This is a genomic window from Aeromonas sp. S8(2024), from assembly GCF_041403085.1.
Classification (GTDB): domain Bacteria; phylum Pseudomonadota; class Gammaproteobacteria; order Enterobacterales; family Aeromonadaceae; genus Aeromonas; species Aeromonas dhakensis.
The window spans coordinates 246519-261238 of the sequence record NZ_JBGLRF010000004.1 but is presented as its reverse complement, the minus strand read 5'-3'; the positions used below and the strand labels follow the sequence as shown (position 1 = coordinate 261238).

Annotated in this window: 14 protein-coding genes; 11 read left to right on the top strand and 3 right to left on the bottom strand. The window is 63.4% G+C overall.

What is annotated here, in order from left to right; all coding sequences use genetic code 11:
* The first annotated feature begins 86 nt into the window (after positions 1-86).
* A complete protein-coding gene (locus tag ACB031_RS14120; RefSeq protein WP_017782117.1) occupies positions 87-542 on the top strand; it encodes a hypothetical protein in 456 nt (151 codons plus the stop codon).
* Positions 543-651: 109 nt separating this feature from the next.
* Here the strand turns inward: ACB031_RS14120 and ppgK are convergent, their stop codons facing one another.
* Together ppgK and queG are read right to left on the bottom strand one after the other, a co-directional pair.
* Positions 652-1407, bottom strand: a complete 756-nt coding sequence (gene ppgK, locus ACB031_RS14115; protein ID WP_005304254.1) for a polyphosphate--glucose phosphotransferase — start codon at positions 1405-1407, stop codon at positions 652-654.
* Positions 1408-1490: 83 nt separating this feature from the next.
* Positions 1491-2618: a tRNA epoxyqueuosine(34) reductase QueG gene (gene queG, locus ACB031_RS14110; RefSeq protein ID WP_042009093.1), complete on the bottom strand. Its 1128-nt coding sequence runs from the start codon at positions 2616-2618 to the stop codon at positions 1491-1493.
* A 186-nt stretch (positions 2619-2804) separates the two neighbouring features.
* Between queG and ACB031_RS14105 the strand changes: the two genes are divergently transcribed.
* The 10 genes from ACB031_RS14105 (at position 2805) to ACB031_RS14060 (ending at position 13590) form a co-directional block, all read left to right on the top strand.
* On the top strand, positions 2805-4316 hold the full coding sequence (locus ACB031_RS14105) for a bifunctional ADP-dependent NAD(P)H-hydrate dehydratase/NAD(P)H-hydrate epimerase (protein ID WP_042009095.1): 1512 nt from the start codon (positions 2805-2807) through the stop codon (positions 4314-4316).
* Between the two features lie 8 nt (positions 4317-4324).
* Positions 4325-4798, top strand: coding sequence for a tRNA (adenosine(37)-N6)-threonylcarbamoyltransferase complex ATPase subunit type 1 TsaE (tsaE, locus tag ACB031_RS14100; RefSeq protein ID WP_005304245.1), 474 nt, complete (start codon positions 4325-4327; stop codon positions 4796-4798).
* Complete coding sequence (locus tag ACB031_RS14095) at positions 4789-6345, top strand: N-acetylmuramoyl-L-alanine amidase (RefSeq protein WP_042009096.1); 1557 nt, start codon at positions 4789-4791, stop codon at positions 6343-6345. The genes tsaE and ACB031_RS14095 overlap by 10 nt, the downstream gene beginning before the upstream one ends.
* A 229-nt stretch (positions 6346-6574) precedes the next feature.
* Positions 6575-8446, top strand: coding sequence for a DNA mismatch repair endonuclease MutL (gene mutL / locus ACB031_RS14090; RefSeq protein WP_371139803.1), 1872 nt, complete (start codon positions 6575-6577; stop codon positions 8444-8446).
* 94 nt (positions 8447-8540) lie between these two features.
* The gene (miaA, locus tag ACB031_RS14085) at positions 8541-9458 is read left to right on the top strand and encodes a tRNA (adenosine(37)-N6)-dimethylallyltransferase MiaA (RefSeq protein ID WP_017782112.1); all 918 of its coding nucleotides are present in this window, start codon (positions 8541-8543) and stop codon (positions 9456-9458) included.
* 70 nt (positions 9459-9528) lie between these two features.
* On the top strand, positions 9529-9792 hold the full coding sequence (hfq, locus tag ACB031_RS14080) for an RNA chaperone Hfq (protein ID WP_005304228.1): 264 nt from the start codon (positions 9529-9531) through the stop codon (positions 9790-9792).
* Between the two features lie 63 nt (positions 9793-9855).
* Positions 9856-11142, top strand: coding sequence for a ribosome rescue GTPase HflX (gene hflX, locus ACB031_RS14075; RefSeq protein WP_005304225.1), 1287 nt, complete (start codon positions 9856-9858; stop codon positions 11140-11142).
* A 91-nt stretch (positions 11143-11233) separates the two neighbouring features.
* A complete protein-coding gene (gene hflK / locus ACB031_RS14070) occupies positions 11234-12385 on the top strand; it encodes an FtsH protease activity modulator HflK (RefSeq protein ID WP_005304223.1) in 1152 nt (383 codons plus the stop codon).
* 3 nt (positions 12386-12388) lie between these two features.
* Positions 12389-13273 (top strand): protease modulator HflC, encoded by an 885-nt coding sequence (gene hflC / locus ACB031_RS14065; RefSeq protein ID WP_005304220.1) that lies wholly within the window; start codon positions 12389-12391, stop codon positions 13271-13273.
* 128 nt (positions 13274-13401) lie between these two features.
* Positions 13402-13590 carry a DUF2065 family protein gene (locus tag ACB031_RS14060; protein WP_005304217.1) on the top strand — a complete coding sequence of 63 codons (189 nt, stop codon included), beginning with the start codon at positions 13402-13404 and terminating at the stop codon, positions 13588-13590.
* 73 nt (positions 13591-13663) lie between these two features.
* Here the strand turns inward: ACB031_RS14060 and ispB are convergent, their stop codons facing one another.
* Positions 13664-14635: an octaprenyl diphosphate synthase gene (gene ispB / locus ACB031_RS14055; RefSeq protein ID WP_005304213.1), complete on the bottom strand. Its 972-nt coding sequence runs from the start codon at positions 14633-14635 to the stop codon at positions 13664-13666.
* Positions 14636-14720: the final 85 nt, after the last annotated feature.

The following is a 14720-nucleotide window of genomic DNA, read 5'->3' as shown; positions in this document are numbered from 1 at the left end:
CAGCACAACAAGGGCCGTGCTTTGGCTTGGCTTGCAATTGCCTGTTTTTTATACTGAATGGGCACGACATACAGGAGGGCAACCTGATGCGATTTCAACAAATCAAAGACTTGCTGCTCTATCTGGAGCAGGTGCATCACCAGCTTGGACTCTGTTACGGGCGCCTCATGACTCAGGTGGATGGCGAGCGCAGCCGGCTGCTGCTGGCCTATCTGCAGCAGCGGGAGGAGGCGGCTGGTACCCAGCTGGATGACTACCTGAGCGAACTTGGCGAAGGGGTGAAGGAGACCTGGCTGGAGCGGGGCTTCAGCGAGGATCTGCTGCCCGGGATCCGGCGCCTGAGCCTGCCCGCCATGGCCCAGACCCAGGACATAGTGCAGCTGGTGTGCCGGCAGGAGGAGAAACTCATCGGCGAGCTCAGCCATCTGGCCCGGGAGTGTCCGACCGAGGAGACGGTGCGGCTGCTCGGTGGCCTGGCCACGCAGGAGCAGACCCGCCTGACCCGGTTGGTGCACGGCGCCCATCGGCTCGACGACCTCTAGGGGATGGCCGCCGTCGGCTGAGATGTGCGGCGCGTAGTGAAAAATGTGTGAGGAAAACAGCAGAGGCCCGGCAATGCCGGGCCTCTGCTGTTTGTTGTGCACGACGGGCTCATGCCGACTGGCGGGCGGCGGTCAGCTCGGCGGCGTGCAGGGCGGCGCCTATGATGCCGGCCTGATTGAGGTTGGCGGCCGCCACCAGCGGGGCACGGGTCTCAATCTTGTCGATGAACTTGTCGAGCTTGGCGGCGCTGCCGCCGCCCAGGATGAAGAGGTCGGGGGAGAAGAGAAACTCGAGGCGAGCCAGGTACTTGTTGAAGCGCTTGCCCCAGCGGCCCCAGGAGAGATCCTCGCGCTTGCGCACCGCGTCCGAGCAGTAGTGCTCGGCCACCATCCCTTCCAGCATCAGGTGACCCAGCTCGGTGTTGGGCAGCAGCTGGCCGTTGACGAACACGGCGGTGCCGATGCCGGTGCCGACCGTGATGAGGATGATCACCCCCTGGCGATCCCGGCCGTTGCCGTAGCGCATCTCCGCCAGACCGGCCGCATCGGCGTCGTTCAGCACGTGGCAGGGCTGGCCGGTCACGTCGCCGAACAGATGAGCGACGTCGGTCTCAATCCAGCTCTTGTCGATATTGGCCGCACTCTTGGCGATGCCGTTGTGGATGGTGGCGGGAAAGCCGCAGCCCACCGGGCCCTTCCAGTCGAAGTGTTCCACCAGCGCCTTGAGGGTATGCGCCACGGCGGCCGGGGTGGCCGGCTGCGGCGTCACCAGCCGGTGGCGTTCGCCAATCAGCTCGCCCGTTGCGGTGTCGACCAGGCATCCCTTGATCCCCGAACCACCGATATCCACTCCCAACATCTGCATCAGCTTGTTCCTTTTGTTGTGCCGACCATCGACCGTCGGCAGAGCATGAAAAAATGACCTGGATCCGGCAAGGGGCAGATCGTCTATGCGTGATCCGGCAGACCTTTTTCGATGCAGCGGATCAGCAAGCGGGTCTTTTTGTTGTCATCCTGCTGGCGCCGGGCCAGGGTCGTCAGCGCCCACTCGATATGTTCGGCCACCATGGGCTCGGCTTCCGTCAGCGCCTGCTGCAGGGCCACCATTACCTCCTGACTGGCCGGACCGTTGCCAAGGGCCACCGCCAGGTTGCGGCGCCAGCGCTGATAGCCGATGCGGCGAATGGGGCTGCCTTCCGTGTGCTTGAGAAACTCGCTCTCGCTCCAGCCCCACAAGGTCAACAGCGGTGGGCGGTGCAGATTGGGGCGCGGGCTGAAGTCGGGCTCTGGGCTGGCGTTGGCGTAGCGGTTCCAGGGGCAGATGAGCTGGCAGTCGTCACAGCCATAGATGCGGTTGCCCATCAGCGGCCGGAACTCTGCGGGGATGGGGCCGTCGTTCTCGATGGTGAGATAGGAGATGCAGCGGCGGCCATCCACCACGTAGGGGGCGACAATGGCGCCGGTGGGGCAGATGTTGATGCAGGCCACGCACTTGCCGCACTGCTCTTTCTCCACCGGGGCGTCCAACGGCAGCGGCAGGCTGAGCAGCAGCTCCCCCAGAAAGAAGAAGGATCCCGCCGACTCGTTGAGCAGCAGCGAGTGTTTGCCCACCCAGCCGAGGCCGGCCTTGGCCGCCAGCGGCCGCTCCAGAATGGGGGCCGAGTCGACGAAGGGGCGCCAGCCCAGCGCCTCGCAGCGCCGCTCGATGCGCTCCCCCAGCTGCTTGAGCCGGCTGCGCAGCAGCTTGTGGTAGTCGCGACCCAGGGCATAGCGGCTGATGTAGCCGAGGGTGGGGTCGCGCAGGGTGGCGGCGAAGCCCGCCTCGAACGGGAGATAGTTCATCCGCACCGACAACACCCGCAAGGTGCCCGGCAGCAGCTCGTGGGGGCGAGCCCGCATCATGCCGTGGCGCGCCATGTAGTCCATGCTGCCGTGATAGCCAGCGTCCAGCCAGGCTTGCAGCCTGGGCTCTTCGAGGGTGAGATCCGTGTCTGTGATGCCGGCCTGGTCGAATCCTAGCTCGCTCGCCCAGAGCTTGATATCTTGGGCCAGTTGATGAAGTTCGGCCGTGGTCATGGCGCTGCCGGTCCTGCTGGCGGGCGACCTGAGCGTGCACCGGGATGGGAGTGTACTGTCATGCTGTATCGCATCTCTGGGGGCTTGCTGCCAAGGTTAACCGATGGGGGCGTTTGCCGCCGTCATACTGCATCATGAGCCCGGTGCCCGCCGGACCGGATCAATGGATGAGAGTCAGGAGCCGTCATGGAACAGGTCATCGGGGATGCTATCAGCGGGAAAGAGGGGCAGAGCTTACCACAATCACTGTGGCGGACTGAACAGATCCGTGCCCTGGAGCGGGAGTGGGCCGAACGCGAGGGGCTGAGTCTCTATGCCTTGATGGAGCGCGCCGGTGCGGCGCTGCGTACCTACGCCACCCACCACTGGCCGCACAGCCGGTGCTGGTGGATCTTTACCGGCCCCGGCAACAACGGTGGCGACGGCTACGTGCTGGCCCGCCTGGCGAGACAGCTGGGTCTTGAGCCTCAGGTGATCGCCGTGCGGGATCCCGCCGAACTGACGGGGGATGCCAGGCGGGCCGCCGACGAGTGGCTGGCGATGGGGGGCACAGTAGTGTCGCCCGAGGAGCGGGAGCTCGACCGGCTGCCGGCCCCGGATCTGGTGATAGATGCACTGCTTGGCACCGGTGTCCATATCCGGCTGTCACCTCTCATGACAAGGATCGTCGCAACAATCAATGGCTTGCAGGTGCCAGTGTTGGCGGTGGATCTCCCCTCCGGCCTCAATGCCGATACCGGCTGCGCCATGGGAGCCGTGGTGCGCGCCAGCCGTACCCTCACCTTCATCGGCATCAAGCAGGGCATGCTCACCGCCGACGGGGTGGATTGCGTCGGTCGACTCGACTGCGACACCCTCGGCGTCACCGCGCCGCCCAAGTGGCAGGCTGCCGCCGAGCGTGTCGATTATCCTTCTCTTTGCGCCAGGCTGACGCCGCGCCAGCGCTCGTCCCACAAGGGCTCCCACGGCAAGGTGTTGCTGGTGGGGGGCAATGCGGGGATGCAGGGGGCCATCGTGCTGGCCGCGCGCGCCTGCCTGCGGGCCGGTGCCGGTCTGGTCCGGGTGTGCCAGCATCCTGATCACCTGCCCGCCAGCCTCTATCAGGCCGAATTGATGGGCAGTCAGGCCGGGGGGGATGAAAGCTGGGCCTCGGTGCGGGTGGTGGGGCCGGGTCTGGGTCAGGATGAGTGGGGTCGGCGCCATTTTGAGTCATTTGTTAACGAGCGGGTGCCACTGGTATTGGATGCCGATGGATTGAATTGGCTGGCGCAATGTCCCCGTCATCAGGATAATTGGGTGCTCACGCCCCATCCGGGCGAGGCGGCCCGCCTGCTGGGCTGCACCATTGCCGAGATCGCCGCGGATCGCTTTGCCGCGGTGCAGCGTCTGCAGCAGCGCTTCGGCGGTGTGGTGCTGCTCAAGGGGGCGGGGACGCTGATCCACGACGGCAAGGGGATGGCGCTCTGCAACGAGGGCAATCCCGGCATGGCCAGTGGCGGCATGGGCGACCTGTTATCTGGTATAATCGCCGCCCTTTTGGCCCAGGGCTGGTCTGCCGCCGAGGCAGCCCGACTGGGCGCCGTGATCCACGGGGAAGCGGCCGATCTGGCCGCTGCAGACGGAGAGCGGGGCATGCTGGCATCAGACCTGCTGCCCTTTATCCGTCGACTGGTTAATCCCGACACCATAACAAGTTAAAGAAGAACATGGCAAAACAGCTGATGATGACACTGCCGGACGAGGCAGCAACCGTGGCACTGGGTGGCCGTCTGGCCCACGCCTGCCAGCAGGCGACCACTGTCTTCCTGCACGGGGCCCTCGGGGCCGGCAAGACCACCCTGACTCGGGGCTGGGTGCAGGGGCTGGGTCATGAGGGCAAGGTCAAGAGCCCGACCTACACCCTGGTGGAGCCCTACGAGCTGGCCGACTGGCAGCTCTATCACTTCGATCTCTATCGGCTGGCCGACCCGGAAGAGCTGGAGTTCATGGGGATCCGCGACTACTTCGGCGCCAACACCCTCTGTCTGGTGGAGTGGCCGGAAAAGGGCGACGGCTGGCTGCCTGCGCCGGATCTCGAGATCACCCTGAGTTATGCAAACGAGCAGCGCGAGGTGCAGATTGACGCCCGCACTGCTATTGGCGAAGCCATTCTGGAACGGTTGTCATCTACGTGCGCTTGATCCTTGTTATTGCCCTCTCCCTGCTGGCCTTACCCTCCTGGGCGAATCAGCTCAAGAGCGTGCGGGTGTGGCCATCGCCGGACAACACCCGGGTGGTGCTCGACATGAGCAGCGCCCCCAATTACAACTACTTCACCTTGACCGGTCCGGACCGGCTGGTGATCGACCTGAAAGGGGCGAGCAACGTCACCAACCTGGCCCGCATCGAGAACAAGAGCGAGCTGGTGCGCAAGATCCGCGAGAGCTCGCCGCTGGAAAAAGGCGGGCTGCGGCTGGTGCTGGATCTGAGTTCAGCCATCAAGCCGGTGGTCTTTCCATTGGCGCCGGCAGGGCCCTATGGCCACCGGCTGGTGATCGACCTGCCCTATGAAGAGAAGGCCTCCGCCACCGCTCAGGCGGCACCGGTGGGCGGCAAGGGCAAGGGAGTGGTGATCGCCATCGACCCAGGCCACGGCGGGGAAGACCCGGGCTCCATCGGCCCGCGTCGCACCTACGAGAAGCGGGTGACCCTGGCGGTCTCCCAGAAACTGGCCGCCCTCATCGACCGCGAACCCGGCATGCGCGCAGTGCTGACCCGACGCGGCGACTACTTCGTCGATCTGAACAAGCGCTCCGAGATTGCCCGCAAGGCCAAGGCCGACCTGCTGGTGTCGGTGCATGCCGACAGCTTCCACAACTCGACCCCGCGCGGCGCCTCCGTCTGGGTGCTGTCGACCAACCGTGCCAACCGCGAGATGGGCAGCTGGCTGGAGAAGCAGGAGAAACAGGGCGAGCTGCTGGGCGGCGTTGGCAAGGTGTTGGCCGAATCCGATCCCAACCCCTACCTGGCGCAGACCTTCCTCGACCTCTCCATGGACAAGTCGCGAGCCGAAGGCTATGACGTCAGCCGCCAGATCCTGCGCTCGCTGGGCCGGGTGGCCCGGTTGCACAAGAAGGCGCCGGAGCACGCTAGCCTGGCGGTGTTGAAGGCGCCGGACATTCCCTCCGTGCTGGTGGAGACGGGCTTTATCTCCAACCACGCCGAAGAGAAGCTGCTGGCGACCTCCAGCTATCAGGATCAACTGGCCCGCGCCATCTTCGAGGGGATCCGCAACTACTACCGGGCTCACCCGACCAAGGGCGCCATGCTCACCGGCAAGGGGCAGGCCAGCAACAAGCAGGCCGCGGTCAGCCGACCCGCCCCTGCCAGCAAGCCGGTCGCCGTCAGCAAACCGGCGGCGCAGCCGGTGGTGACCAACCGGATGCCGGCCACCGAACCGAACCGCAGCAGCGATGGCGGGGCGCCGGTCAGCAGCGTCGGTGGATCCTCGTCCGGCGCCGGGGTGATCAAGCCCTACGTGGTGGCAGCCAAGGAGCCGAGCGTCCCGGTGACCAGCGTGCAGAGCAATGACAAGGCCAACATGCTCCGTCATGTGGTCACCCGCGGGCAGAGCCTCTCCCGGCTTGCCGAGAAATACGGGGTCAGCCAGGCGCGACTGGTGGAGATCAACAAGCTCAAGTCGCGGGACATCCAGATAGGGCAGGTGCTCTATATCCCGCAAAAGTAGCGCTGGATGAGGCGCCGGGCCCGCCCTTGCCTGTGGCAAGGGCTGACCCGGCTAGTCCTCATCGCCCCCGCCGATTACCCGCACCTTCAACCATCAGGAGCCAGCGATGCCGATCCGTTCTTTGTCCCCTGTTCTGGCCAGCCAGACGAGCGCGGGCTGTGATGCGGCGGCGTGGCGCCCAGTCGGGACGGTTGCCACAGCCATCCCGTTCAACCAGCAGGAGTAAGCGATGCCAATCCGTATATTGCCGCCGATTCTGGCCAACCAGATTGCTGCCGGTGAGGTGGTGGAGCGGCCCTCCTCCGTGGTCAAGGAGCTGGTGGAAAACAGCCTGGATGCCGGCGCCGACCGGGTCGAGATCGACATCGACAAGGGCGGTGCCAAGCTTATTCGCATTCGCGACAATGGCGGTGGCGTCGCCAAGGATGAGCTGGTGCTGGCGCTGTCGCGCCACGCCACCTCCAAGGTGGCGACTCTCGACGATCTGGAAGGGATCAACAGCCTGGGGTTTCGCGGCGAGGCGCTCGCCTCCATCAGTTCTGTCTCCCGTCTCACCTTTACCTCCCGCACGGCGGAGCAGTCCGAAGCCTGGCAGGCCCAGGCCGAAGGGCGCGAGATGAGCGTTACCGTCAAGCCGGCGGCCCACCCGGTGGGCACCACGGTGGAGGTGGTGGACCTCTTCTTCAACACCCCGGCCCGGCGCAAGTTCATGCGCAGCGAAAAGACCGAGTTTGCCCACATCGACGAGCTGGTGCGCCGCATCGCGCTCTCCCGCTTCGACGTCACCCTGATCCTGCGCCACAACGGCAAGGTGGTGCGCCAGTACAAGGCCGCCAACACGGTGGCGGAGCAGGAGCGCCGGCTCGCCGCGGTGTGCGGCTCTCCCTTCATGCACCACGCGCTGGCGGTGGAGAGCGAGCACAGCGACGTGCGGCTGTGGGGCTGGCTGGCCACGCCCGCCGGCGCCAGACCGCAGAACGATCTGCAATACACCTATGTCAACGGCCGCATGATGCGCGACAAGCTCATCAACCACGCCATCCGCCAGGCCTATGACGAGCTGCTGCCGGCCGACCGCTTCGCGGCCTACGTGCTCTACATCGAGCTGGATCCGCGTCAGGTGGACGTCAACGTCCATCCGGCCAAGCACGAGGTGCGCTTCCATCAGGCGCGCCTCATTCACGACTTCATCTTTCAGGCGCTCTTTACCGCCCTGCGCCAGCCAGGGGCGGCAAGCGACGGGAGCGACCAACCCCTGGCCGAGACCCTGGTCGAGCTGCCGGTCAGTGCCCCTATCGAGTATCCGGGTCAGGCGCCCAGAGCCGAGTGGTATGGCGCCGAGCACAACTACCGTGCCCCGGCCCGGGAAGTGCGGGAAGGAAGTGGCGCAGGGCGACCCGGCAACTACCAGCCGCCCGAGCCCCCGAGCCGGGAGGCGATGCGCGGCATGGGCGCGCTGCTCACCACCCTGCCGACGGTGCAGGACACGCCGCTGGCAGAGACTGAAACCGCGCCTGCCGCCGTGGCGGCCAAGGCGGGGGCGTGGCGGGCCTTGACCCTGGTGGAGCAGGCCTATCTGCTGCTGGAGCGGGACAACCGGCTGGCCCTGCTGTCGCTGGTGCGGGCCGAGCGCCTGCTGCTGCGCCACTGGCTGCTGGAAACCTGGGGCCAGGGGCTGGCGGCCCAGCCGCTGCTGCTGCCGGTCTCCTTCAAGCTGCCGAAAAACCTGGTCGCGCTGGTGGAAACGCAGGAGCGTTTGCTCAAACGGATGGGGCTGGAGTTGAAAAGCGGTGGGCGCGACACCATGATCCTGACTCGGGTGCCGGCGCTGCTGCGCCAGACCGATCTGGTGCGCTTATTACCCGAATTGCTGCAACTGATCGAGAGCGGATCTGACAGTGATGCTGGCCAGCAGGCTGAAGTACTATGCCAATGGCTGGTGGAGCAGGGGATAAGTCGCGAAAAAGTATATGATTTTGCCACGGCCAACCGCTTGCTGACGGAACTTGTTGCCGATTTCAGTGACCAACTGGCAGACGTTCGCATGGTGCGCCCGCTGTCGCTGGCGAGCGTGCTGGCCGAGTTCGCCGATGGCCATTGAGGGAAATGCCCTCTTGAATCCATAAACCAGTTTTTTTGCAGGTGCGCCGCCAAGGGGTGGCGACTATGCAGGGGGAGTTTTTCACGTGGCTGACTTGCCGACTGCAATTTTTCTGATGGGGCCGACAGCCTCCGGCAAGACGGATCTCGCCATCGAACTGTGCCAGGCACTGCCCTGCGACATCATCAGCGTGGATTCCGCGCTCATCTATCGCGGCATGGATATCGGCACCGCCAAGCCTACGCCGGCCGAACTGGCGCAGGCGCCGCACCGGCTGATCGACATCCTGGATCCCGCCATGAGCTATTCGGCGGCCGATTTTTGCCGCGATGCGCTGCGGGAGATGAAAGAGATCGCCGATCGCGGCCGCATTCCGCTGCTGGTGGGCGGCACCATGCTCTATTTCAAGGCGCTGCTGGAGGGACTCTCTCCGTTGCCCTCCGCCGACCCCGCCATTCGGGCCGGCATCGAGGAGGAAGCCGCCCGCCTTGGCTGGCAGGCACTGCACGATGAGCTGGTGCGCATCGACCCGGTGGCCGGGGCCCGCATCCATCCCAATGACCCGCAACGGCTCAGCCGGGCGCTCGAGGTCTACCGCATCAGCGGCAAGACCCTCACCGAGCTGACCCAGGTGCAGGGGGAGGGGTTGCCCTATCGCGTGCTGCAGTTTGCCATCGCACCGAGCGATCGCGCCGTGCTGCACCAGCGCATCGAGCTGCGCTTTGACAAGATGCTGCAGGGTGGCTTTGAACAGGAGGTCAGGGGCCTCTACCAACGGGGCGATCTCACCCCGGATCTTCCCTCCATCCGCTGCGTGGGATACCGCCAAATGTGGGACTACCTGGCGGGGGAAGTGGAGTATGATGAGATGCGCTATCGCGGAATTGTTGCCACCCGCCAGTTGGCCAAGCGTCAAATGACCTGGTTGCGCGGTTGGTCTGATGTGACCTGGTTGGAATCTGGTGAGTCTGGCAATCTGGCAAGGGTCGTTGCCCGTGCCGGAGTGGCTTGACACTCCTGTATAATCAGGTTGTTATATTGATATCCGGTGTTTAAAAACAACAAACTATAAGGAAAAGAAGATGGCTAAGGGGCAATCTCTCCAAGACCCGTTTTTGAATGCGCTGCGCCGTGAGCGGATTCCTGTTTCTATCTATTTGGTGAACGGCATCAAGCTGCAGGGTCAGATCGAATCGTTTGACCAGTTTGTCATTTTGCTGAAGAACACCGTGAGCCAGATGGTCTACAAGCACGCCATCTCTACCGTGGTGCCGGCCCGTGCCGTCAACCATCACCAGCACGCCCAGGGCGCGGCTGGCGAAGAGCAGGGTGAAGCCGAGGCGTGATATCCCGGGACGAGGCGACTCGTCAACCCAGATTCATCATGATTCCTGTCAAGGAGCAAGCGCTTGTTTGACCGTTATGAAGCCGGCGAACAGGCCGTTCTGGTACATGTCAACTTCAGTGATGAGGGTGAGCGGGAAGATCTGGAAGAGCTCAAGATGCTGGTGAGCTCGGCCGGGGTCAATGCGCTGGGGGTGATCACCACCAGCCGCAGTGCGCCCAGCGCCAAATTTTTTGTCGGCAGCGGCAAGGCTGAAGAGATCGCGTCCCAGGTCCAGATGCTGGACGCCGACGTCGTCATCTTCAACCATGCCCTGACCCCTGCCCAGGAGCGTAACCTGGAGCGTCTGTTCCAGTGCCGGGTAGTGGACAGGACCGGCCTGATCCTCGATATCTTCGCTCAGCGTGCCCGTACTCACGAAGGCAAGTTGCAGGTCGAACTGGCCCAGTTGCGCCATCTCTCTACTCGCCTGGTGCGAGGCTGGACCCACCTTGAACGTCAGAAGGGGGGGATCGGCCTGCGCGGCCCGGGTGAAACCCAGCTGGAAACCGACCGCCGCCTGTTGCGTGAACGCATCAAGGCGATTTTGCGCCGGCTCGACAAGGTGGCCAAGCAGCGGGAACAGGGACGTCGTGCCCGCAACCGCAACGAGGTGCCGACCGTTTCTCTGGTGGGTTACACCAACGCCGGAAAGTCCACTTTGTTCAACCAACTTACAGCTGCCAGCGTGTATGCTGCCGACCAATTGTTCGCAACCCTGGATCCGACCCTGCGCAAATTGGTGATCCGGGATGTGGGTGATGTGATTCTGGCGGATACAGTTGGATTTATTCGACACTTGCCCCATGATCTGGTCGCGGCCTTCAAGGCGACGCTGCAGGAGACCCGCGAAGCGGATCTGCTGCTGCACGTGGTGGACTGTGCCGACGAGCAGATGCAGGAGAATATCGAATCGGTGCAGCAGGTGCTGGCCGAGATCGAAGCCGATGACCGGCCCCAGCTGATGATCTGCAACAAGATCGACAAGCTGGGTGAACACCCGGTCGGGCTGGAGCGGGACGAAGAGGGGCGCCCGGTGCGGGTCTGGTTGTCTGCCCAGACCGGCGAGGGGTGTGACGATCTGTTTGTTGCCCTGACCGAGCTGCTGGCCGGCTCCATGGTGCACCACACCCTGCAGTTGCCTCCTTCGGCCGCCAGATTGCGCAGTGCGCTCTATCGCCTCAAGGGCATCGAGCAGGAAGGTTTCAGCGAGGAGGGGGATTTTGTGTTGGAGGTCCGCCTGCAACTGGCTGACTGGAACCGCCTCGTGAAGCAAGAAGGTGAGAGTTTACAACGCTTTATCAGGCATTGATTCGTCGATGAGATGAATGTTTGCTGGCTTCATCAACGGTTGATGGCCCGATAGAGATGATATCCATCCGCATGTATTAATGGAGACGCTGATGGCTTGGAATGAGCCTGGTAATAACGGCAAAGACCGTGACCCCTGGGGGAACAACGGCAAGAATCAGGGACCCCCTGATCTGGACGAGATGCTGCGCAAGGTGAGCCGCCGTTTTGGTGGTCTGCTGGGTGGCGGCAAATCGGGTGGTGGTGACGTCGGCAAGTTCGGCCTCTCCATCGCGCTGGTGGTGGCGGTAGTGGTGTGGGTCGTCAGCGGCTTCTATACCATTCGCGAAGCCGAACGTGGCGTGGTGCTGCGCTTTGGCGAGTACTCCCACAACGTGGATCCGGGCCTGCGCTGGAAACCGACCTTCATCGACCGGGTTATCCCGGTGGACGTGGAGTCGGTCCGCTCCCTGCCGGCTTCCGGCTTCATGCTGACCCAGGACGAGAACGTGGTGCGGGTCGAGATGGACGTGCAGTATCGTGTGGTCGATCCCGAGCAGTACCTGTTCAGCGTCACCAACGCCGACGAGAGCCTGAGTCAGGCGACCGACAGTGCCCTGCGCTACGTGGTGGGTCACACCCGGATGGACGACGTGCTGACCACGGGTCGTGAGAAGGTGCGTCAGGAGACCTGGCAGGTGATCGACAGCATCATCGAGCCCTATCACATGGGTCTGCAGATCGTCGACGTCAACTTCCTGCCAGCGCGTCCGCCGGAAGAGGTGAAGGATGCGTTCGATGACGCCATCTCCGCTCAGGAAGATGAACAGCGCTTCATTCGTGAAGCCGAAGCCTATGCCCGTGAAGTGGAGCCGAAGGCCCGCGGCCAGGTCAAGCGCCTGGAGCAGGAGGCTGAGGCCTACAAGTCCCAGATCGTGCTGAAGGCCAAGGGTGAAGTCGCTCGCTTCAACGAGCTGCTGCCCCAGTATCAGGCTGCGCCCGAGCTGACCCGTGATCGTATCTACCTGGAAACCATGGAAGAGCTCTATCAGCAGGCCAACAAGGTGGTGGTCGACATGCCGGCTGGCAACAACAGCATGATCTACCTGCCGCTCGACAAGCTCTCCGGCAAGGCCAACGCGGTGCAACCGGCTCGTCCGGCAGGTGCGCCGGTGGTAGAACAAACCCCGCCGTCCAACGAAGGGGCCAACTCCACGCCGACCCCGCTGCGCAGCGGCGACCGTTTCAGCTCAGGGAGAAACTGATAGATGAAAAAGCTAGCTATTGGTGTCATCGCTGTGGCCGCCATGGTCTGCTTCTCTTCGGTCTTCATCGTCGATGAAGGCCAGAAGGGAATCGTGGTGCAGTTCGGCAAGGTGAAGCGGGTTGAATCCGGCGAGCCGCGTCTGTACGAGCCGGGCCTGCACTTCAAGGTGCCGCTCATCGACCAGGTTCGCAAGATGGATGCCCGCATCCAGACCCTGGAAGGGCAGGCCGATCGCTTCGTCACCTCCGAGAAGAAGGACCTCATCATCGACTCCTACGTGAAGTGGAAGATCGAGGACTTCTCCAAGTACTACCTGGCGACCGGCGGTGGCAACAAGATCCAGGCCGAAGACCTGCTCAAGCGCAAGATCAACAACGGTCTGCGTTCCGAAATTGGTAATCGCACCATCAAGGACATCGTCTCTGGCGAGCGCAGTACCGTGATGGAAGATGCCCTGATGAAGATGGCGCGCTCCTCCGAGCTCGGCATCAAGGTGGTGGATGTGCGTATCAAGCAGATCAACCTGCCGGTGGAAGTCTCCAGCTCCATCTATCAGCGGATGCGTGCCGAGCGGACCGCGGTAGCCCGTGAGCATCGCTCCCAGGGCCGCGAGCAGGCCGAGATCCTGCGTGCCGACATCGACCGCAAGGTGACCGTCATGATCGCTGATGCAGAGAGTAATGCTCGTCAGCTGCGTGGTGAAGGGGATGCCGAGGCCGCCAAGATCTATGCCGACAGCTACAAGAAAGACCCCGAGTTTTTCAGCTTCGTGCGCAGCATGGAGGCCTATCGCAAGAGCTTCGCCGGTGGCAACGACCTGATGGTCCTCAAGCCGGACAGCGAGTTCTTCCGCTACCTCAAGTCGCCGCACGGCAGCAAGCAGTAAGTTCGTCGTGATTTGACCCAAGGGCCTGATGATTCAGGCCCTTTTGTTTGCCGGCTATCGGCTGGCAGCGGGGGGCTGTGTGTGAGGCGCTTGTGGTTGGGGCGCATTCAGACGAGAAAGGAGGTTGTATGCTGACATCTATCCTGATGGGGCTGGGCTTGCTGCTACTGTTCGAAGGGCTGGGGCCGCTCTTGATGCCGCGCGCCTGGCAGCAGATGTTGCGGCTGCTGAGCGATCAGCCGGCTGAGCAGTTGCGCCGTATCGGCGGCTGTCTGGTGGTGGCCGGGGCCGTTATCTTGTGGGCGCTGGCGCGTTAAAGGATGAGCCTGGCTGTGTTTGCCAGACAATAAAAAAGAGGCCAATGGCCTCTTTTTTATTTCCGGCTGAGCATCAGGCGCTGCGCTGCACCGCCATGTGGGCCAGGGTTTCCAGCGCCTGCTTGTGTTGGGAGTCCGGCAGGATGGCGAGGGCCGCGATGGCCTTGTCGGCCTCTTCCCGGGCCCGCATGCGGGAGTACTCCAGCGCGCCGGTACGGTCGAGGATGGCCAGGATCCGGTCGAGGTGCTCCATGCCGTTGCGGTGCTCGATGGCGTCGCGCACCAGCTGGCGCTCTTCCGGGCTACCCACTTCCATGGCACGCAACAGCGGCAGGGTCGGCTTGCCTTCGGCCAGATCGTCGCCCACGTTCTTGCCCATCTCGTCGCTCTGGGAGCAGTAGTCCATCACGTCGTCGATGATCTGGAAGGCGGTGCCCAGATACTTGCCGTAGTCGGTCATCGCCTGTTCGATGGGCGCGGGCTGATGGGTCAGCACGGCGGCGAGACGAGTGGCCGCTTCGAACAGCTTGGCGGTCTTGCAATAGATGACCGTCATGTAGCTCTCTTCGGTGGTATCCGGGTCGTTGCAGTTCATCAGCTGCAGCACTTCCCCTTCGGCGATGGTGTTGGTGGCCTCGGAGAGGATCTCCATCACCCGCAGGTTGGAGAGCTCGCTCATCATCTGGAAGGAGCGGCTGTAGAGGTAGTCACCCACCAGCACGCTGGCGGCGTTGCCAAACATGGCGTTGGCAGTCTCCCGGCCGCGGCGAAGGTCGGATTCGTCGACCACGTCGTCGTGCAGCAGGGTGGAGGTGTGAATGAATTCGATGATGGCAGCCAGTTTCAGGTGATCCTCACCCTCATATCCCAGTGCGCGGGCGGCCATGACGGTCAGCATGGGGCGCATCCGTTTCCCGCCTGCACTGACAATATAGAAACCCAGCTGGTTGATCAGGCTGACATCGGACTGGAGTCGCGCCAGGATCAGTTCATTGACCGCCGTCATGTCGGCGGCACAGAGCGCACGGATAGTCTGTTGGTCCATAAGTCTCGTAACGTGACGGCAGTGATGACTGCGATTTTAGCAATGGCGGGGATTCTACACGATTTCACAATGGGTTACAGTTAAG

Bases quoted from the DNA above. Each gene is read 5' to 3' on its own strand.
- ispB (WP_005304213.1), bottom strand. From the start codon at position 14,635: ATGGACCAACAGACTATCCGTGCGCTCTGTGCCGCCGACATGACGGCG.
- ppgK (WP_005304254.1), bottom strand. From the start codon at position 1,407: ATGCAGATGTTGGGAGTGGATATCGGTGGTTCGGGGATCAAGGGATGC.
- queG (WP_042009093.1), bottom strand. From the start codon at position 2,618: ATGACCACGGCCGAACTTCATCAACTGGCCCAAGATATCAAGCTCTGG.
- hflC (WP_005304220.1), top strand. From the start codon at position 12,389: ATGAAAAAGCTAGCTATTGGTGTCATCGCTGTGGCCGCCATGGTCTGC.
- tsaE (WP_005304245.1), top strand. From the start codon at position 4,325: ATGGCAAAACAGCTGATGATGACACTGCCGGACGAGGCAGCAACCGTG.
- ACB031_RS14120 (WP_017782117.1), top strand. From the start codon at position 87: ATGCGATTTCAACAAATCAAAGACTTGCTGCTCTATCTGGAGCAGGTG.
- hfq (WP_005304228.1), top strand. From the start codon at position 9,529: ATGGCTAAGGGGCAATCTCTCCAAGACCCGTTTTTGAATGCGCTGCGC.
- hflK (WP_005304223.1), top strand. From the start codon at position 11,234: ATGGCTTGGAATGAGCCTGGTAATAACGGCAAAGACCGTGACCCCTGG.
- ACB031_RS14060 (WP_005304217.1), top strand. From the start codon at position 13,402: ATGCTGACATCTATCCTGATGGGGCTGGGCTTGCTGCTACTGTTCGAA.
- mutL (WP_371139803.1), top strand. From the start codon at position 6,575: ATGCCAATCCGTATATTGCCGCCGATTCTGGCCAACCAGATTGCTGCC.
- ACB031_RS14105 (WP_042009095.1), top strand. From the start codon at position 2,805: ATGGAACAGGTCATCGGGGATGCTATCAGCGGGAAAGAGGGGCAGAGC.